At 37.6% G+C, this 19,540-nt stretch carries 17 protein-coding genes and 1 rRNA gene; 2 read left to right on the top strand and 16 right to left on the bottom strand.

Translation table 11 applies throughout. The features are described from left to right. Both ACFQU5_RS17255 and lysS read right to left on the bottom strand, forming a co-directional pair. Nucleotides 1-75, bottom strand: a 16S ribosomal RNA gene (locus ACFQU5_RS17255); the annotation flags it as partial. A 728-nt stretch (nucleotides 76-803) separates the two neighbouring features. Then, nucleotides 804-2,303: a lysine--tRNA ligase gene (gene lysS, locus ACFQU5_RS17250; protein ID WP_390290622.1), complete on the bottom strand. Its 1,500-nt coding sequence runs from the start codon at nucleotides 2,301-2,303 to the stop codon at nucleotides 804-806. Nucleotides 2,304-2,664: 361 nt separating this feature from the next. On the opposite strand from lysS, the gene ACFQU5_RS17245 reads away from it, so the two are divergent. Continuing rightward, nucleotides 2,665-3,144 (top strand): DinB family protein, encoded by a 480-nt coding sequence (locus tag ACFQU5_RS17245; RefSeq protein WP_390290620.1) that lies wholly within the window; start codon nucleotides 2,665-2,667, stop codon nucleotides 3,142-3,144. 50 nt (nucleotides 3,145-3,194) lie between these two features. On the opposite strand, the gene dusB is transcribed toward ACFQU5_RS17245, so the two are convergent. From dusB to folP, 4 genes are all read right to left on the bottom strand, one after another. After that, nucleotides 3,195-4,208, bottom strand: a complete 1,014-nt coding sequence (gene dusB, locus ACFQU5_RS17240) for a tRNA dihydrouridine synthase DusB (protein ID WP_390290617.1) — start codon at nucleotides 4,206-4,208, stop codon at nucleotides 3,195-3,197. A gap of 111 nt (nucleotides 4,209-4,319) precedes the next feature. Continuing rightward, nucleotides 4,320-4,841 (bottom strand): 2-amino-4-hydroxy-6-hydroxymethyldihydropteridine diphosphokinase, encoded by a 522-nt coding sequence (gene folK / locus ACFQU5_RS17235; RefSeq protein ID WP_390290615.1) that lies wholly within the window; start codon nucleotides 4,839-4,841, stop codon nucleotides 4,320-4,322. Next, a complete protein-coding gene (folB, locus tag ACFQU5_RS17230; RefSeq protein WP_390290612.1) occupies nucleotides 4,834-5,205 on the bottom strand; it encodes a dihydroneopterin aldolase in 372 nt (123 codons plus the stop codon). Before folB ends, folK begins: the two co-directional genes overlap by 8 nt. A gap of 20 nt (nucleotides 5,206-5,225) precedes the next feature. Then, entirely contained in the window at nucleotides 5,226-6,089 is an 864-nt protein-coding gene (folP, locus tag ACFQU5_RS17225) for a dihydropteroate synthase (protein WP_390290609.1), read from the bottom strand. A gap of 246 nt (nucleotides 6,090-6,335) precedes the next feature. On the opposite strand from folP, the gene ACFQU5_RS17220 reads away from it, so the two are divergent. Next, entirely contained in the window at nucleotides 6,336-6,614 is a 279-nt protein-coding gene (locus ACFQU5_RS17220) for a translation initiation factor 2 (protein ID WP_390290606.1), read from the top strand. Between the two features lie 166 nt (nucleotides 6,615-6,780). On the opposite strand, the gene cysK is transcribed toward ACFQU5_RS17220, so the two are convergent. From cysK to ACFQU5_RS17170, 10 genes are all read right to left on the bottom strand, one after another. Next, the gene (cysK, locus tag ACFQU5_RS17215) at nucleotides 6,781-7,710 is read right to left on the bottom strand and encodes a cysteine synthase A (RefSeq protein WP_390290603.1); all 930 of its coding nucleotides are present in this window, start codon (nucleotides 7,708-7,710) and stop codon (nucleotides 6,781-6,783) included. A 127-nt stretch (nucleotides 7,711-7,837) separates the two neighbouring features. Next, nucleotides 7,838-8,791, bottom strand: coding sequence for a peptidyl-prolyl cis-trans isomerase (locus ACFQU5_RS17210; RefSeq protein ID WP_390290600.1), 954 nt, complete (start codon nucleotides 8,789-8,791; stop codon nucleotides 7,838-7,840). After that, on the bottom strand, nucleotides 8,772-9,656 hold the full coding sequence (gene hslO, locus ACFQU5_RS17205) for an Hsp33 family molecular chaperone HslO (protein WP_390290597.1): 885 nt from the start codon (nucleotides 9,654-9,656) through the stop codon (nucleotides 8,772-8,774). Before hslO ends, ACFQU5_RS17210 begins: the two co-directional genes overlap by 20 nt. A gap of 18 nt (nucleotides 9,657-9,674) precedes the next feature. Then, on the bottom strand, nucleotides 9,675-10,445 hold the full coding sequence (locus tag ACFQU5_RS17200) for a type III pantothenate kinase (RefSeq protein ID WP_390290594.1): 771 nt from the start codon (nucleotides 10,443-10,445) through the stop codon (nucleotides 9,675-9,677). Between the two features lie 303 nt (nucleotides 10,446-10,748). Further along, the gene (ftsH, locus tag ACFQU5_RS17195) at nucleotides 10,749-12,803 is read right to left on the bottom strand and encodes an ATP-dependent zinc metalloprotease FtsH (RefSeq protein ID WP_390290591.1); all 2,055 of its coding nucleotides are present in this window, start codon (nucleotides 12,801-12,803) and stop codon (nucleotides 10,749-10,751) included. A 136-nt stretch (nucleotides 12,804-12,939) separates the two neighbouring features. Next, the gene (hpt, locus tag ACFQU5_RS17190) at nucleotides 12,940-13,482 is read right to left on the bottom strand and encodes a hypoxanthine phosphoribosyltransferase (protein WP_390290588.1); all 543 of its coding nucleotides are present in this window, start codon (nucleotides 13,480-13,482) and stop codon (nucleotides 12,940-12,942) included. 185 nt (nucleotides 13,483-13,667) lie between these two features. Further along, nucleotides 13,668-15,095, bottom strand: coding sequence for a tRNA lysidine(34) synthetase TilS (gene tilS, locus ACFQU5_RS17185; protein WP_390290585.1), 1,428 nt, complete (start codon nucleotides 15,093-15,095; stop codon nucleotides 13,668-13,670). 37 nt (nucleotides 15,096-15,132) lie between these two features. Next, nucleotides 15,133-17,526, bottom strand: coding sequence for a SpoIIE family protein phosphatase (locus ACFQU5_RS17180; RefSeq protein ID WP_390290582.1), 2,394 nt, complete (start codon nucleotides 17,524-17,526; stop codon nucleotides 15,133-15,135). A 924-nt stretch (nucleotides 17,527-18,450) separates the two neighbouring features. Beyond that, nucleotides 18,451-18,894 carry a S1 domain-containing RNA-binding protein gene (locus ACFQU5_RS17175; RefSeq protein ID WP_390290579.1) on the bottom strand — a complete coding sequence of 148 codons (444 nt, stop codon included), beginning with the start codon at nucleotides 18,892-18,894 and terminating at the stop codon, nucleotides 18,451-18,453. Nucleotides 18,895-19,092: 198 nt separating this feature from the next. Next, nucleotides 19,093-19,509 (bottom strand): FtsB family cell division protein, encoded by a 417-nt coding sequence (locus ACFQU5_RS17170; protein WP_390290576.1) that lies wholly within the window; start codon nucleotides 19,507-19,509, stop codon nucleotides 19,093-19,095. Nucleotides 19,510-19,540 lie beyond the last annotated feature (31 nt).

The raw sequence follows: 19,540 nt of genomic DNA, 5'->3' as shown, positions 1-19,540 counted from the left end.
TCAAGTCCGCTCGACTTGCATGTATTAGGCACGCCGCCAGCGTTCGTCCTGAGCCAGGATCAAACTCTCCATAAAAGAGAAAATTTGATAAAGCTCAAATTTTTGCTGGCATCAATTTTGATGTCCAAAATTTTGTTTCTCTAAATTAATAGAAGAAACTATATTCATTAACGTTTTGTTGTTCAGTTTTCAAGGTTCATGTTCGTTGCTGCAATTTCAACAACAACTCTTATATTATACTTATTAACAACTTAGTTGTCAACACTTTTTTAAAACTTTTATTTCGTTGCTTTCGAAGCATCTTTTATATCTTACTACTTTCAAACCTCTTTGTCAACAGGTTTTTTGAAAGCGTAATTTATTTCTCATCGCGTTTCAGCGACTTTAATAAGTTATCATCTTTCATGATAACATGCAAGTGTTTTTCTAAAAAAACTTTAATCCTTTTTCATTCATAATAAATTTCCATGAAACCAGCAGTTCATACCCGTCATTTTATTTAGATTAAAAGAATTGCAGAAAAATAACACTCTATATTTATAATACTGGAATAATCTAATTCTATAGATTTGTATTTCACACCAGTTTTATTTTAGCTGAAACTATTGTCAGGTACAGTAATTCTAAAATTCACTTTCGAATTAACGCTTACTTCTACTCTGATATTCTTCACCAATAAAAAAGAGTCGAAGTAGTTTCGATCCACTTCGACTCCCTTTATATGATTTACACCGTATCTCAATGTGGTGGTTTTTCCTTATATTGCCCTCTGTCGCTATTCCTCGCAAAACAGCTACAAGCAATTAGTCACGATGGCGCATTGTCGGGAATAGTAATACATCACGGATTGATTGAGCATTTGTTAATAACATGATTAGACGATCAATACCTATTCCTAGTCCACCTGTTGGAGGCATACCGTATTCTAACGCTTCAATGAAGTCATTGTCCATATCATGTGCTTCATCATTACCCGCTTCTTTTTCAGCTAGTTGCGCTTCGAAGCGTTCTCTTTGATCGATAGGGTCATTTAGTTCTGTAAAGGCATTCGCGTGTTCACGACGCACGATAAATAGTTCGAAACGATCTGTGAAGCGTTCGTCTTCAGGGTTTTTCTTCGCTAATGGTGAGATTTCCACTGGGTGTCCGTAGATGAATGTTGGTTGAACTAATGTTTCTTCTACTTTTTGTTCAAAGAATTCATTAATAATATGTCCAACTTCATGAACATCTTTGACTTCTACACCATGTTCTTTCGCTAGAGCTTGCGCTTCTTCTTTTGTCATCGGCTTCCAGAAGTCTACACCTGTTGCTTCTTTTACCGCATCTACCATGTGAAGTCGTTTCCAGCCTGGAGCAAGATGGATTAAGTCATCGCCATATTGAATATCAGTAGTACCTAATACTTCTTGTGCCACATGAGAAATCAAATTTTCAGTAAGCGCCATAATATCTCGGTAATCTGCATAGGCTTCGTATAATTCAATCATTGTAAACTCAGGGTTATGACGAGTTGAGATACCTTCATTACGGAAGACACGTCCAATTTCATAAACTTTTTCAAGTCCACCCACGATTAAACGTTTAAGATGTAATTCAATTGCTATACGCATGTATAATTCCATATCCAGAGCATTGTGATGTGTAATGAACGGACGCGCCGCTGCACCACCAGCAATCGTGTGCAACATTGGTGTTTCGACTTCTAAATAATCATGGCTATCTAAATAACTGCGGATAGCACGGATAATCTTAGAGCGTGTGATGAACGTTTTTTTACTATCTGAATTTGTCATTAAATCCAAATAACGTTGACGGTATCGTTGTTCTACGTCCTGCAAACCATGGAATTTCTCAGGCATTGGGCGTAATGATTTCGTTAGGAAAGTAAATTCCTCTGCCTTCACAGATAACTCGCCTACTTGAGTACGGAATACATTTCCGCGGATCCCTACGATATCACCTAAGTCTGCTTGGTTAAATAAATCGTATTGGTCGTCACCTACATGATCTTTACGAACGTAGATTTGGATTTGTCCTGCTAAATCTTGAATGTGAGCAAAGCCGGCTTTCCCTTTTCCGCGCTTAGTCATAATACGTCCAGCAATAACAACTTCACGTAAGTTCTCTTCTAATTCTTCTTTTGAAAATTGGTCGAACTGTTCAACCACTTCATTTGATAAGTGTGTACGTTCGAAACGGCTACCAAATGGGTCCATACCGTTTTCACGAATATTCGTCATCTTTTGGCGTCTCACCAAAAGTTGGTCGTTTAATTCTTCAATGTTTGACACGTGTTTCACTCCTTCTATTTGTGCTTCGTTAGTAGAGACCGTCTTAAAAGTCGGTTAGAAGGATACAAACTTCCTTAGAAAGTGTTTGAACCCCTCTACAACCAATTAACTAAATGTAATTACTTGCATTCCACCAATAGCGTTCAATTAATCCATAATGTACCTATTGTACACAATTTCCGCACTCTATTCACCACTTTCGATTCAATTTGTACGGATTTACAAAGATTTCACTTTTCAGAAAATTAATTTCAGCTATCTTAGGTGTTAGACACGGTTCCATCTTTATTACTTATCCAAGTTTATTTATTCCTATATTGAAGTAAAAATATGCTAAAATTTCCGTATTAACATGAGAGGAGATTTCATTATGTATCGTAATTTAAATGATTTTATTCAAGAATGGGAAAGAAACTGTAAGGGGACTTTAGCAGTTTTCGAATCAATAACAGATGAAAAAAAACATGCAGCAATCGTTGAAGGTCATAGTTCACTTGAATCATTAAGCTGGCACTTAACAACTTCTCCTGCTTATTTCATGGGACAAGCGGGACTTTCTCTTGATGTCGAGTTGGATTCTAAAAATACTCCATCCGTAATCAGTGAAATTGTAAGTACTTATAAATCTGCAAGTAAAAATATTGTTAAAGTGGCAAAAGAAAACCTGTCTGATGAAATGCTTTTAACAGAAGTGAATAGCCATGGCCGCTTAACACCTATTGGGGCTATTCTTCGTTTAATGGTCGATCATCAAACACATCACCGCGCTCAAATGCAAGTATTGCTTCGCCAAGCAGGATTACGTGTTCCTGGTGTAATGGGGCCAACAAAAGAAGATTTAGCGAGATAAATACGCTAAAAGGCATCCTTAATCACTACTGATACAAGGATGCCTATTTATTATATAGCTTCTGCTTCGTCGTATTCTGCTAATTCCATTGCTACACTTTGTAGTACAGCACGTAATTCAGCTGCTGTTTCCATTTGATTGATGGCGTTACGGACTTTTCCATTACCGCGAATTCCTTTTAAATACCATGAAGCGTGTTTACGCATTTCACGAACAGCTACCCCCTCACCTTTAAGCTGCATTAAACGTTCAAAATGAAGTAGGCAAACGTCCATTTTTTCAGCTACTGAAGGTTCTGGTTTTAATTCACCAGTTTCTAGGTATTGTACCGTTCGATAAATCATCCAGGGGTTCCCTAATGCAGCGCGTCCGATCATAACAGCATCAACGCCAGTCTCATCTAACATGCGTTTAGCATCTTGAGGAGTTTCAACGTCACCGTTCCCGATGAATGGAATACTTATAATTTTCTTTACTTCTTTAATAATTTCCCAGTTCGCTTTTCCTTCATACATTTGTACTCTTGTACGTCCATGCATGGCAATTGCTGCTGCTCCGGCACGTTCTGCAGCTTGTGCATTTTCGACTGCGAAGATATGTTCGTCATCCCAGCCTATACGCATTTTTACACTAACAGGTTTATCGACTGCATCCACAACAGCGGAAACCATTTCATAGATTTTATTTGGATCAAGCAGCCATTTTGCTCCCGCTTCACATTTGATGATTTTATTTACCGGACAGCCCATGTTGATATCAATAATATCTGCATTTGTATTTTTATCAACATATTGTGCAGCTTCTACCAGTGTTTCTTTATCTCCACCAAAGATTTGTAATGAAAGTGGATTTTCACGCTCATCGATATACAGCATATCTAATGTTTTTTGGTTACGCTGAACCAGCCCTTTATCGCTGATCATTTCAGCATATACTAAACCAGCACCAAATTCCTTTACTGTTAAGCGAAAAGCCGAGTTACATACTCCAGCCATAGGCGCTAGTACGACACGATTATCCATAACGATATCGCCAATTTGAAATGGCTTATTTTGTGTAGTCAATACATTCTCCTCCGAATAGGAAAGGCCAGCCTTCCCCTTACTTAATTATTCTATATATCACGAATCACAATTCGCTTAAAAATATACCCTAAATCTCAATCGAAAAGCGTTTTACTCTTCTCGTAAAAACTCCTCAACACTGTTTAGCGTTTTCCATTTAGTAATGCCTTCTCCTGCGAGGTCCATACTTTCCAGGCTTGACTTAGCCCTTTCAACCTGGGGTGTCTGAAAGCCATTAGCCATTTCTAAAAGCGGAACTAATACAAAGGCTCTTTCGAACATTCTAGGATGTGGAACGATTAATTGCTCAGTTTCAATATTGTCGTTATTATAAAGCAAAATGTCAAGGTCTATAATTCGAGGACCCCATCTAATTTCACGAACACGACCTAGCTCATTCTCAACGGATTGACATATTTTTAGCATATCCATAGCCGGGTGAGATGTTTCTATCTCAAGAGCTATATTTAAAAATGCAGGCTGGTCTACATAGCCAACAGGGGCAGTTTCATAAATAGAAGAAATCGTTTTTACAGTTACGTGTGGCTTTTCCTTTAAAAGTTGAACCGCAAGCTGCAAGTTTTGTTCCCGTTCCCCCATATTGGTTCCTAAAGATAAATATACTTTATTCATAAAAGTGACCCCTTACAATCTCTACTGCTACTTCTTTATAATGTCCTGGAATAGGAGGATCAGGTTTAATCACTTCTACCTTACATCCATAAACTTGTCCTTCATAATTCTTTAGAATAATAGTCGCGATGTTTTCAGCAACAGCTTCGATTAACTTATAGGGTTTCCCCTCTATTACTTCTTTACAAATATCATAGACTCCTACATAACTTACCGTATTATCCAGCTCATCAGTTTGTCCTGCCTTTTGAATATCAACAGCCAAGGAAACAGTTGCTCTGAACCTTTGTCCCAGTACGTTTTCTTCTGGTAATACCCCGTGATAACCAAAAAACTGCATATCTCTTAAATGTATATAATCCATCTTTCCATCTCCTAAAGCAATTAGTGTCTAGCAGGTAATTCTTCATTTACCTCGAATTTCCCCGTTAACGCATCAATCATTTTAACGGTACGTGCCACTTCTTTCACATCATGAACCCGTACAATATGGCATCCCTTCATTACGCCATAAGCACAAGTTGCCGCCGTTCCCTCAACACGTTCTTCTAAAGGTAAATTAAGAATGGTCCCTATCATGCGTTTACGAGAAGTGGCAAGTAATACCGGATATCCAATTGACACAAGATTCTCTAATCGTTGCATTGTTTCAATACTTTGTTGGAGGTTCTTTACAAAGCCAATCCCTGGATCCAGGATAATATGTGTTTCTGGCACACCAGCTTGTTTCACAATATCGATGCTCTTTTGAAGATCTTCCATATAGTCTTCAAAAAAGTTGTTATAAGTCGCATCTTCCCGATTGTGCATTAAAATAATGGGAACATTGAACTCAGCTGCTACTTTTGCAATTTCAGGATCGGCTTTTGCCCCCCATATATCATTAATCATATGAGCACCAGCTTCAACTGCCGCTCTTGCAACCGCTGATTTGTATGTATCAATGGAAAGGATAGCTGGCACTTCCTTCAACAAAGCTTTTATGACAGGCACGACTCTCTCAATTTCTTCTTCATCTGAAATTCGTGTATATCCTGGGCGCGTTGACTCTCCCCCGATATCGATTAACTTGGCACCATTCGCAACCATTTCTTTGGCATGCTGCACAGCTCTTTCAACGGAATTAAATTTCCCTCCATCGGAAAACGAATCTGGAGTTACATTTAAAATCCCCATAACAAACGTTTCTTTCTTATAATCAAGTTCTATATTATTAAGTTTTAAAGGTTTCTGATATTTCGAAAGCATAGTTTACCCCTCTTTACTTGATGTTTTCTATGTATTGTTTCAGGAAATATTTTTTCAATAAAATATTTCCCGCGGAATTTTATTAAAGCTCGGGCTCCAAGTAATTTTACCATCATTTTATACTTTATTATTTTTAATTGCTTAAGTTTTGAGTAAAAACGTGATTCCTTCATAGTCTCTCTTCTTACACAAGAAAATAATTATGGCATATGATGCATATGAGTTATTTTTTAGGAGGCTTATAAGATGAAAAATAATAATAACGTTGATAAAAAAAATGAGATTAATAATCTAGAGAATCAAGCTGCTGCACTTGCAGTAATTGCCGGCTTGTTTTCAACGCTGGGAGAAGGAATTGCAACAATCTCCACTGCCCTTGCACTGCAGGCAACACAACAACAAAACAATCAAGAAAGTGATACTAACAACGCTAAAATCGATTTAAGAAACATAGAAAGAAAGATTGATAATTTGGAAAAGGAAATAATACAAATGAAGAAAATGCTTCTAAGTAAACGAACTTAACCAACTGGTTACACCTTAGCAAAAAGGAATTTTATAAGAATCTTTAAGTAAACTGACATAAAACTAGTTTACCCATAGATAAGAAAAAGCATTTCATCTTCGAAAGTATTACATTAAAACAAAAAGGCATTACCCCTAAGGGTAACGCCAGAATGATTTTATTCCATTAGTCTTCGAAGTTGTAAAGAGCTGTAGATAAGTAACGCTCCCCATTAGATGGAACGATTGCTAATACGTTTGAACCTTTGCCAAGTCGTTTAGCAGTTTCAATTGCAGCATAGATCGCTGCCCCAGAAGAAATCCCTACGAGAATACCTTCTTCACTGCCAGTTTTACGAGCTACCTCAAAAGCAGTGTCGTTATCTACCTGGAAGATTGAAGTATATACTTCTGTGTTTAATACTTTAGGTATAAATCCAGCACCGATCCCTTGGATTTTGTGCGAACCTGGGTTACCGCCTGAAAGAACAGGAGAGTCTTTAGGTTCAACAGCGATGATTTCAATTTCAGGGTATTTTTCTTTTAGCACTTCCCCGGCACCAGTGATCGTACCACCAGTTCCAATACCCGCGACAAATGCGTCTAATTTAAGCCCATCAAATGCTTCTACGATTTCCGGACCTGTAGTCAATCGGTGAACTTCAGCATTTGCTGAGTTTTCAAATTGCTGTGGTAAGAAGTAGCCATTTTCTTGTGCTAAACTTTCAGCTTTTGCGATGGCACCTTTCATTCCTTCTGGACCAGGTGTTAATACTAATTCAGCTCCATAAGCACGAAGTAATTTACGACGTTCGATACTCATTGTTTCCGGCATTACTAAAATGGCACGGTAACCTTTTGCAGCTGCAACCATTGCTAAACCGATACCAGTGTTGCCTGAAGTTGGTTCAATAATTGTGCCGCCTGGTTGTAAAGTACCGTCTTTTTCTGCTGCTTCAATCATTGCTAATGCAATACGATCTTTTACAGAACTGCCTGGGTTGAAAAATTCTAATTTTACATAAACGTTTCCTTCATTTTCCCCTGTTGCATGGTTTAATTTTACGATTGGTGTTTGCCCGACTAACTCTGCAACTGAATTCACTAATTTACTCATATTCGTCATCCCTCTCCTCAATACCTACTATATTAATAGGTTTTATCTATTTAGTATATTATCAATTTAAGATACTTTATGTCAACAAAATCGAACTAAATATTGTGAATATTTTACAAATATACGTTTAAGACTCTCCATAGAACCATGTAGCGTTGAATTCTTTCCAGAATGTTTCAGGCGTAATTGATGTCGGTAATTGTTCCAAAGATAATACTCTTTCAATATGACCCCTTACTTCTTCATATGTAAACGACTTGCCATCGTTAACTTCTTTTACATAGACGATTCCATATCGGCCATCACTCATAACAAATGGTTCACTGATGTCACCCGCACTTAACTCCTGAACAGCCTGCGGTATGCTTGAATCGATATTTTTTTGAGACTGAGTGATAAACCCAATATCTCCGCCTAAACTTGCTGAAGTCGTGTCAAGAGAACGCTCACGTGCAAGAACAGAGAAATCCGATCCTTCTTCCAGTTCACTCTTTACGCTTTGCGCATCCTTCTTTGACTCCACTATTATGATGCTTGTTCCATATGTAGTTGGGATGTTATAAAGCGATTGATTTTCATCATAGTAAGTAGCTACTTGCTCCACATCTGTAACAATGTCTTTTGTTAGAACCTTTTCCAGGATGAGCTGGGCACGTACTTTTTGACGCAACTCCTCATCCGTTAGTTCTTGAATTGTCGTGTCTGTTTTATCTTGTGCGGAACGCATGAGGGCAATTTCCAATTCGATCTCCTCATCTGTTACCTTAATATTATACTCTTCTGCGGCTTTTTCCATAACCGCTTCGTTTACTAAGGTTTGTAGCGTCTCTTTCCCGTATCTACTTTCCATGGCCGCCATCCAGTCCTGGCGAGTTATCTTTTTTTCATCGATGGCAGCGACGATTTCGTCGCCGCCATCCAGTTGTTTCCCATCTGGCCATAGCCAAAGGATAAACCATAGAATATTCCCCACAAATAAAATCGCTAATAATGTTAAAGTCGGTTTGGTTTTTAATCTTCGCTGTGATAGTGGTGTTTGGTTGGATGTTTGATTTGAATAATTATTGTGCTTTGATTTCATTTATAAAACCTTCAAGTTCTTGTTGATCGAAATGATATTTTTCTAAACAGAAATGGCATTCCGCTTCTGCCCCACCATCCTCATCGATCATTTCCTGAATTTCCTGGGCACCCAGACTAATGATTGCTACACCAAAACGCTCTTTTGAACATTGACATTTAAACTCTACTGGAGACTTACTAAGTACTTGAACATTATCCTCACCTAAAACTACTTCTAAAATTTGTTCTGGAGTTAAACCTCTTTCAATCATTTTCGAAACCGGTTCTATGTTTTGCAAATGTTGTTCAATTCGTGAAACTGTATCCTCATCACAGCCTGGCAGAATTTGAATGATAAAACCACCTGCTGCTAATACGCTATTATCTGGATTTACGAGTACGCCTAAACCGACCGATGAAGGAACTTGCTCGGAAACCGCGAAATAATAGGTGAAGTCTTCTGCAATTTCGCCTGAAACGATAGGAGTTTGTCCAGAGAACATATCGCGTAATCCTAAGTCTTTTACGACTGTAAGTGTTCCTTCTGACCCTACTGCACGTAGAACATCTAATTTACCGGCTGAATTTAGGTCAAAGTGGACTTGTGGATTCGTTACAAAACCGCGTACTTCGCCATCAGCATTGGCGTCAATAATCATTGGACCGATTGGACCGTTCCCTTCAATCTTCACCGTTAATTTATCCTCACCTTTTAACATTGCCCCCATCATGACAGTAGCGGTCATTGAACGTCCTAAGGCAGCCGTTGTAGTTGGCCAAGTATTATGTCTTTTCTGAGCTTCTCCAACTGTCTCTGTTGTTCTTGCAGCAAAGGCACGGACATTCCCATTGAATCCCAATGCTCTTATTAGGTAATCATTCATGAAGTTATTCCTCATTTCTTATTGGTTTCTTTTATAAATAACACGAAGACCTTTTAGGGTTAAAAAATCATCCACAATATCAATCATTGTCGTTTCACTAGCTAATAGCTTTGCTAGGCTTCCTGTTGCCACTACGAGTGGTTCTACCATACTATTTTCTTTCATTCGACTAACAATGCCTTCAACTTGCCCTACAAATCCGAAAATAATTCCTGCCTGCATTGCAGAAACTGTATTTTTACCGATTACATTCGGTGGGCGAGAAATTTCAATGCGCGGTAATTTTGAGGCTCTTGAATAAAGTGCCTCCGTAGATATAGTAATTCCAGGAGAAATCGCTCCCCCCAGGTAGTCTCCTTTTTCATTTATAAAGCAATATGTTACGGCAGTGCCAAAGTCTATTACAATGATTGGACTTTTACCGCCATATTCTTCAATAGCTGCAACAGCATTTACGATTCGATCTGCACCTACTTCACGCGGATTTTCGTATTTAATATTCAACCCATTTTTGACTCCCGGACCGACGATTAACGGTTTAATATGAAAATATTTTCGGCACATTTCTTCTAATACATACATGATTGGCGGGACAACAGAGGAAATAATGATTCCTTTTATATGCCCGAAAGAAATTTGGACATGTGAGAAAAATGCTTTTACCTGCATTGCATATTCATCTTCTGTTCTATGAGGATTAGTTTCCATTCGCCAATGATGCTTTAATTTTTCCTCTTCAAATATTCCCAAGGCAATATTTGAATTGCCTGCGTTCAATACAAGAATCATCTAATCACGCCCAATTTTTAGTCCAATTTTTTAAAATAATACCATATTATTGATTTATATACACAGTAATAGAATTCTACGGACTGCATAAAGTTACTCCCTTGATTGTGTTGTTTTGAACTGATTAAAATTTCCTCTTAAGGTAGTAGTAATTTAATTTACCAAGACAACTTTCTGGCATGTAATAAAAAAGTTGTCTTTGGACACAAAAAAACTGAATGAGTATGGCCTTAGCATACTCATTCAGTGCAAAAATCATTTATTCAATTCTTTTTGTTTGGATGTCAATACTTAAAGAAATGGTTACTTTTCTCGATCTTCTTTGATTCCTTCAGTAGATTGAGTTGAATCCTTTTCTTTTGGTAAATCCTTAATTGTTGGGTCTTGTGTTTGGCCAACAATTTCTTTTTCTAACGAAGTATTACCCGTAGTTTCTACTGCTAAATCTTTTGATTCAGGGTTTTCAGAACCAGGTTTTGATAATTCAACTGTTGAATCTTCTTCAACTTTTGAATAGTCTTTACGCTCTGGAAGTGTCCCGTGATCCCTTAAATGCTCAATTTGTGCAGCATCTAATGTTTCAACCTCAAGTAAGGTATTGGCAATTAATGTTAATAAATCACGCTTTTCCGTTAGGATTTGCTTTGTACGTTCATATTGATTCACGATAATGGATTGCATTTCTTTATCGATTTCATATGCAATCGAATCAGAATAGTTTTGTTCCGAGTTAAAGTCACGACCTAAGAACACATTACCACCTTGAGTAGAACCGAATTGCATTGGTCCTAACTTATCACTCATCCCATATTCTGTAACCATTGAACGAGCAATACCAGTAGCGCGTTGGAAGTCATTATGTGCACCTGTAGAAACTTCACCGAATGTGATATCCTCGGCAACACGACCTCCTAAAAGTCCTGCAATTTTATCCAATAACTCTGGTTTTGTCATGAAGTAACGATCTTCTTTAGGAAGCATTACTGCATACCCCCCCGCTTGACCACGAGGAACAATTGTAACTTTATGCACTTTTTCAGCTTGGTCTAAAGTTAAACCAACAACTACGTGACCAGCTTCATGGAAGGCAACAATATTGCGTTCTTTTTTTGAGATAACACGACTTGATTTTGCTGGACCCGCAATAACACGGTCAGTTGCTTCATCAATATCCAACATGTCAATCTTCTTTTTATTACGACGAGTAGCAACAAGTGCTGATTCGTTTAATAGGTTTTCTAAATCGGCACCCGAGAAGCCCGGTGTACGTTGAGCAATCGCCTTAAGATCTACATCTTCACGTAATGGTTTATTGCGTGCGTGTACTTTTAAGATTTGCTCACGACCTTTAACATCTGGGCGACCAACCGTGATTTGACGGTCAAAACGTCCTGGACGAAGTAATGCTGGGTCTAAAATGTCTGGGCGGTTAGTCGCTGCGATAATGATAATACCTTCATTTACACCGAAACCATCCATTTCTACAAGCAATTGGTTTAGCGTTTGTTCACGCTCATCGTGACCGCCGCCAAGTCCTGCTCCACGTTGACGACCAACTGCATCAATTTCATCGATAAAGATAATACATGGTGCGTTTTTCTTTGCATTTTCGAATAAGTCACGAACACGGCTTGCACCGACACCAACGAACATTTCTACGAAGTCAGAACCTGAAATCGAGAAGAATGGTACGCCAGCCTCGCCAGCAACCGCACGAGCAAGTAATGTCTTACCTGTCCCTGGAGGACCTACTAGTAAAATACCTTTCGGGATACGTGCACCCATATCAGTAAATTTACGATGATCTTTTAAGAAGTCAACTACTTCAACTAGTTCAGCTTTTTCTTCGTCTGCACCAGCAACATCATTAAATCGTACTTTTTTCTTTTCAGTATCGTATAGCTTCGCTTTACTTTTACCGAAGTTCATCACTTTATTACCGCCACCTTGAGATTGACTCAATAGGAAGAAGAATAAAATGATAATAATGATGAACGGGATAATACCAGTAAAGAATTGAACCCACCCACTAGTTTCCGGGGCTTTTAGCCAATTAATATTCGGATTATTTGCCGCTGTTTCATTAATCTTAGTCATTAAAGCTTGGTTGTCCTGTGGGAGATTAACAACAAAGGTTTGCCCTTCTTCATACCCTGTCAATTCCCCTTCTACTACAAGTACACCTGCATCAGGTTGAATATTTGCATTTTCAACTGTACCTGCATCTAAAGCCTCTAAAAACTCATGATACGTTAACTCTTCTGAAGGGGTACTGCCTCCATTGAAAGTTCCAAAAATACCTATAATCACGAGAAAAATTAATAAGTAAAATATGGTGTATCGAAATATTCGATTCATCCCCAGCCTCCTCACAACATAACAGAAAAACTATAAGTAAAATCTTATCATACCATTATTTTTTCATACAACGAAAAGCACCGGTAAAATTCACAATTTACAATTTTTGTTGAAAAGAATTCAAAAATTGAAATTTTTAGAAGGAATAAACCTCTCTTTTCAAAATGCCAATGTACGGTAAGTTACGATATTTTTCTGCGTAATCTAATCCATATCCAACTACAAATCCATCTGGTACTTTAAAACCGACAATATCAGCTTTCAAGTCTACTTTACGACCAGAAGGCTTATCTAAAAGTGTAACAATTTTAATTGTTTTTGCTTTTCGATATTTAAATAAATCAACTAGATAGCTTAGTGTTAGGCCACTATCAATAATGTCTTCAATAATGATGACATCACGGCCTTCCACACTTGTATTCAAATCTTTTAAAATCTTTACTTCTCCTGAAGATACCGTTGCATTTCCATAGCTCGATACATCCATAAAATCGATTTCAATGTATGATTCAAAACGCTTCATTAAATCTGTCATAAAAGGGACAGCACCTTTTAAAACACCAATCGCCAGCGGGAACAGATCTTTATACTCTTCTGTTAATTGAGCTCCTAGTTCAGCTATTCTTTCTTGGATTTGTTCTTCTGTTAATAGAATCTTTTCAATATCATTTTGAATCATGGTGGTTCCTCCTTGAATTATCAAACACCTTAAAAACAATCACTAATGTAAATACTCTTTAAAAATGTGTTCAATTGCTTAAAACTTTAATCGTTTTTATCTTACTTTATATGAAAAATATAAACCCTTTAGCGTAACGCAAGATGCGCTGCTCTTAAAAATATTTCCTTACTAATTATAATAACTTATTTTAATGAAGAAACGTTACTATTTTCACTTGCAATCATAAGAACCATATCATCACTTTCCCGTTTAAGATCTGAAAGCGATTTACTCACCCTTAAACCTATAACAGCCAGCACTTGATCTTTGGCATCAACGAGTATTGGCCAATATGCTCGTTCTTCTAATGGTATCTTTTCATCAATAAAAAGTCTGGATAATCGTTTGGGGTCTTCCATCCCTTTCAATGAAATGCGGTCGCCATTTGCACGAGTTCTTATTAAGAGTGGGGTAGTAACCAATTTCGAGTTAAAGAAATATGTCCTTACATTCTGTCCCTTTGTGTGTACAACATTTGAGGCTTCTCCTATGTATATTCGAGTGCCATTTTGCAGTTGTGTCCACTCTTCCATCAATACTGTTTGATGAGAAAGGTTTTCATACATAAAGTCTGTTAACTTCTCGAATTTCACTTCTTCGTAATTTCGTTTGGCAACGAACTGTTCCGGTAAATGAAGACTTGCACTCCCATGGGACGATTCACACAAACTTAAAATAGAGGAAATGAGTGTATAGCTATGGTTAAATTTAGAACTATTGTAAAGATAGTTTAATAGTATTAAAATGATCCTCCTTTGTAAAGCAACTGGTTCTTTTTGAAATAAGGGAATCTTTAGTGTATAGGACTGTTTTCCACTTTCTGCGACAATGTGGGGAAAACGCTCTAAAGCAATAGCTCTTAATACATCATCATCCTGCTGTAAATTTTGGGCAAACTGGACTGCATGGGAAGAAACATTTCTATTTTCATTTTTTAATAGGGGTACTATATGATGACGAAAGCGATTTCGCGTGTAATCATCTTTTGCATTACTTGCATCTTCTCGATACAAGCCCCCCTTTTCCTGTAAATATTCCCTAATTTCCTCTTTTGTAACCGCTAAAAAAGGGCGAATAATTGTACCAGTAGAAAAACTTCTACTTGCATAGATACCTTTCATGCCACTAATGGTCCCAGCTTTTGTTAAAGCCATTAGGATAGATTCCAATTGGTCGTCCGCATGATGAGCAGTTACAAGCTTTTGAATGTTATTTTGTTTCATCAACTCTTCAAAATAAGTGTAGCGCTCTCTACGGCAAATGGCTTGAGAGTTACCTCCTTCTTCACGAAGTAATTGAGGGATGGGGATTGAGGTACTAAAAACAGGAATGTTATTTTGATGGCAAAACTGTTCGACGAAAAATCGATCTTCTAAAGATGTCTCTCCTCTTAACATATGGTCTACATGGGCAACAAATAATCTAATTTCAAAAATATGTTGGAACTTCTTAAAAAAATGTACTAACCCCATAGAGTCAATTCCACCAGAACAAGCAATGAGAAGACGGTCGCCCTTTTCAATTAGTTGTTGTTCAGAAATATACTTTTGTACTTTTAATTCAAATGACACATCTTCTCACCTCAGGTTAATCAATATTACTCATCCATTATGATATTTCTTTACTTAAAGGACTAAATACAGCCCATTTCGGAACAACATGGTTGACTGTAAACATAATGACTGTACAATCATCATCAACCGGATAAACTTCTCCAAATTGCTCCATTACATCATACAAAATTACTTCAATTGGCATATCATTTTGGATGCGTGCCTTTAATAGCTTTACCAGATATCTCTCTTGTTCTTCCCAATCAAAATCACTTGAGAATACACCATCCGATACCATGACAACAAAATCATCTGCAAGTAAATTCACTTTTTCTGTTTCAATTGAGAATACTGGCATGAATCCAACAGGGGCCGCTGCACCATCTACTTTTAGTAATCTCTCCCCGCGTAATATATAGGTCGACATACTTCCAGCCTTCCATGACCAAAGCGATCCTTTTTGCAAATCGACTAAAGCAAAATCGATTGTTGCATACATGTCTACTTCTCGATTTAGAGACATAACATAGTGTAGAGTATGCATTGCTGTTTCCGGATTCATATTATAGCTTAAGCATTCTCTCATCAGACGCACTAATCTGCGGCTTTCACGCTGTGCTTCCCTGCTTTGCCCCATACCATCCGATAGCATAACCGCGACAAGACCCGGGTGGATATGGAAAATTGCGTGTGTATCTCCTGAAACCCAGGCTGAATTTTTTGCTCTACTATATATATCATACTCTATTTCATAACGAACTGCTGAGCGAAAACGTATTTGCACATGAGCAAATGGATTTTTTTGGTCCGAAATCTTCTCCACTTGAAAAGGCTCGGAAAAGACATCATATAGAATGGGTAGAACAATCCGTTCACAAAGCATATATTGATCGTCGTGAGTACGATTCTTTTGTGCAAAAGAACAAATAACAACTCGCTCTCCCACAGTATTATTTAATACATCAATTTGGAAACATTGCACCTGAGCTCGTTTAAATTGCTGTTCCAATTCCTCCTCTATCGTTTTAAAAGAAAGGGTCTCATCTCTCATATCCTCCATTAATTTATTTAAGTGGTTACTTAAATCTCGAAGCTGAAGGGCAATCATTTTTTTCCCGTGATAGAATTGGCCATTCATTTTGTCAGTATAGAGTTGATGATCCAATTCTTCCAACAGTCGTGTTGATTTGACACACTGTGCTTTTATCCGTTTCTCAGCCCGAATCTGCTCGGATTCCTTAACACCTGCCCTCGCCACAAACCAATCTTCGATAATGGGCTCCATTGTATTTCTGGCACCCCAACAACTATCATATCGAAAACAACTTAAACACGTTGCACACGGTTCAACTTTCCTAGGTTCATTTACCGGTTCTGTCGATGTAAATCGATCAAACACTAATTCTTTCATGAATAAGACGAAATTTTGAAAGGACTCCAACTTTTCTGTTGTATGTTCTGTCAACCATTGCTGCCGTTGAAGTAAAACTTCATCTCGTTTTGGATGAATTGCATCGTAAAGGAATGTAACCATACTTTTTGGTAAGGCGAAGAAAACAATCCCTGCAATAGCAATTGACACAAAATACACTGAATCTAGTGGTAAGGTTGCATCGTAAAAGAAAAAGAATACACTTGGAACCATACTCCCGATTACAACTCCAAAGCGACCAACCTTACTAAACAACCCGGCTACAACACCAGTCATGGCATAAACGGAAATCATCCCGGTAAAAGATAATTTCGCTACCCCAACCAAGGCACCGACAATTGTTGCGACCATTGCGGCTATCGGAACGCCTCCTGTTATTGCGGCAATACAAATTGCTATATGCAGCAAAAAAGGATACAAACCAAAATAGGAAACGACTACTGATTGAACTCCTGTCAACACCATGGCTAAAATAACAAGTCCTGCCCCCACTCGTTCATAACTCCAGCCTGCCGCCCAAAATCGGTGAGGCTGCACTAAAAAGAGATTCACAAAAATTGTCATTAAAAATGCTAATATGACTTCGTAGTAAATATACAGCTGTACAATTAATGGCGGTATTCCTACATGTGCAATGCCTTGCCATAGAAATTGTCCAAAGAAGATGGCTAAACCAACTGAAATTCCAATTGGCAGTTTCCAATACTTAAATCGGGTAATTGCTTCATATAGCACAAGCTGTAACCCTAAAATAAATACTTGTCCTAAACTTAAAGTAAGCGCCCCTAATAAACCTCCAACAAGAACTGCCCATTTTTCATTTTCATATCTTTGTTTGACAATTGCCCAAAGAGGTAATAAAAACGGAACGGCCGCTTCAAACATTACTGCTCTTGACAGAAACAATGCCAATAACAAAAAGAAAATGTGAATAAAGAAACTTGATTTCTTAAGAGCGAAGCTTTTAAAGAAAGTTAGCCCCGATGTCTTTTCGTTGATCATTTCGATATTTGCCATTTTTACAGCTCCTTTAATTAATAGTGTTAGCGCCTATTATATAAAAGAGTTTCCATAAAATTTGTCTAGTAGTGAAATAATAGAATAAAATCGTTCGACGTAATGTCCGATAAGACAACAATAAAAAATACTTGTCGTAAAGTTGAGGATCGTTAAGGGAGACTACTTTATTTCAATGGTTCTGAAGGATAAACTAAGACTATGGATTATGAAGTAGAATTTCGGAGGCAATTTATCATGTTAAATAGTTTTAGTTTACTTGCTCTTTTATGTTCCGTTGGCTCGATTTTAGTCGTTTTAGGTATCATTTTAACAATCCCCGCTGTGTGGCAGATCTTCATGCTTATTGTTGGTCTAATCCTTTGTGGGACTGGCATTTTCGGCGTCACAAAACTTCTATTGAGCGAAAAAGGGAGATAAAAGGAAGATTACTTGTTATATCAAAAGGTGCTCTTTAAAGGATTTTTCTAATAAAGATTCTGATAAAGCGGGCTTTAGGTGAGCGGTCTTAGCACACAAAGGCCCCACTTCTAAACTTTCCACAACTATTGCGCAGCTTACGTGGTAGGCTGCGGCTTCTATTTAAAACAACTTTCTGTATAGTAACCCAGTTTTGCTTTATTAAAATAACTCACGATATCTTTACTTTACTAAATAGATTCTCGTAGTGTCCTTTGGGTTATTGGTCTTGGCACACAATCAGCTAGCTCCAAATTCTAGACTTTCCGCAACTATTGCGCAGCTTACGTGGTAGGCTGCGCGTTCTATATAGAAAGACTTTCTGTATAGTAACCTAAAATTTGTTTTACTAAAGTAATTCTGAGACTCTTTTATTTCACTAAACCAAAAAGGCTGTTGGGAGACATCTCACCAACAGCCTTTATCTATATAACACTTTTTCTACGCTTTAAAACAGACAGCAAACTACCCTCTTCTAGCTCCACGGCCACCGCGTTTAGACTCAGTTGCACGTTTTAAAGTTGTAAGACGTTCGTCACTATCTTTTAGGAATCGCGCCATTTTTTGCTCAAAGTTTTCTTTTGTTGGACCATTACGATCATTAGAACGATTGTTATCGCGACGTGGACGATGAGGACGTTCAGGACGTTCAGGACGTTCAGTTCTTTCTGGTTGTGGCTTTGCTTTACGGATTGATAAACCAATCTTGCCATCCGCTTCAACATTCATCACCTTAACTTCAACAACATCTCCAACTTTAAGATGCTCGTTGATGTCTTTAACATAGTTGTCTGCAACTTCACTAATGTGAACTAGGCCCGTTTTGCCATCTGGCAGCTCAACGAATGCTCCAAAATTTGTGATTCCTGTTACTTTACCTTGTACTTTGCTGCCTACTTCAATTGACATAAAAAAAATGCTCCTCCTTAAAATTTAAGCGGCTTAACAGCCAGTAGTCAAATTTAGTGTAACGTGCATAATTGATTCACGTTTATCTTTTATTATAGCCAACAAAAAAAGAGTGTCAACAAGACAACTCTTTTTCTATTACTCGAAAAACACTTTTTTTATTGAAAATAAGCGATTGTTTGTCGTTTTTGTATGACATTAATTGGAAATATTGTTAGACTTTTCATCTTTTTCTTCATCTTCTGGGATAGTAAAGATTATTTCTCCATCATCGGATAAGAAATATTCTTTACGAGCTAATTTTGCAATATACTCATCATCTTCAAGTTTTGCTATTTGTAAATTTAACATATCCTGCTGTTCTTTAACTTCGTCCAGCTTTGCAACTACTTCTTCTTTCTGCTGTTGCTTTTCAGCTAGTCGTTTGTTTTGCGTTAAAGATGTACTTATTAAAAAAACAAGAACAATCGTTGCAAGCAATCCGAAAACGGTTAATCTTCTACGCGTTCTTACTTTTTGTTTTCTTGAATATTGTACGTGTGTTTCAGTTGATCGGACATAGTCATTTTCAAGCGTTCGAACATTATTAGATTGTCGTTTTTTACGCTCTGCCATATCCGTCACCTCCAAAAGTCTGTACATTCTA

The sequence above is a fragment of the Ureibacillus sp. GCM10028918 genome (assembly GCF_042666115.1).
Classification (GTDB): Bacteria; Bacillota; Bacilli; order Bacillales_A; family Planococcaceae; genus Ureibacillus.
This window is presented reverse-complemented; position numbering and strand designations above follow the sequence as displayed.

Bases quoted from the DNA above. Each gene is read 5' to 3' on its own strand.
- ACFQU5_RS17245 (WP_390290620.1), top strand. From the start codon at position 2,665: ATGTATCGTAATTTAAATGATTTTATTCAAGAATGGGAAAGAAACTGT.
- folK (WP_390290615.1), bottom strand. From the start codon at position 4,841: ATGAATAAAGTATATTTATCTTTAGGAACCAATATGGGGGAACGGGAA.
- folB (WP_390290612.1), bottom strand. From the start codon at position 5,205: ATGGATTATATACATTTAAGAGATATGCAGTTTTTTGGTTATCACGGG.
- folP (WP_390290609.1), bottom strand. From the start codon at position 6,089: ATGCTTTCGAAATATCAGAAACCTTTAAAACTTAATAATATAGAACTT.
- ACFQU5_RS17220 (WP_390290606.1), top strand. From the start codon at position 6,336: ATGAAAAATAATAATAACGTTGATAAAAAAAATGAGATTAATAATCTA.
- cysK (WP_390290603.1), bottom strand. From the start codon at position 7,710: ATGAGTAAATTAGTGAATTCAGTTGCAGAGTTAGTCGGGCAAACACCA.
- ACFQU5_RS17210 (WP_390290600.1), bottom strand. From the start codon at position 8,791: ATGAAATCAAAGCACAATAATTATTCAAATCAAACATCCAACCAAACA.
- hslO (WP_390290597.1), bottom strand. From the start codon at position 9,656: ATGAATGATTACCTAATAAGAGCATTGGGATTCAATGGGAATGTCCGT.
- ACFQU5_RS17200 (WP_390290594.1), bottom strand. From the start codon at position 10,445: ATGATTCTTGTATTGAACGCAGGCAATTCAAATATTGCCTTGGGAATA.
- ftsH (WP_390290591.1), bottom strand. From the start codon at position 12,803: ATGAATCGAATATTTCGATACACCATATTTTACTTATTAATTTTTCTC.
- hpt (WP_390290588.1), bottom strand. From the start codon at position 13,482: ATGATTCAAAATGATATTGAAAAGATTCTATTAACAGAAGAACAAATC.
- ACFQU5_RS17180 (WP_390290582.1), bottom strand. From the start codon at position 17,526: ATGGCAAATATCGAAATGATCAACGAAAAGACATCGGGGCTAACTTTC.
- ACFQU5_RS17175 (WP_390290579.1), bottom strand. From the start codon at position 18,894: ATGTCAATTGAAGTAGGCAGCAAAGTACAAGGTAAAGTAACAGGAATC.
- ACFQU5_RS17170 (WP_390290576.1), bottom strand. From the start codon at position 19,509: ATGGCAGAGCGTAAAAAACGACAATCTAATAATGTTCGAACGCTTGAA.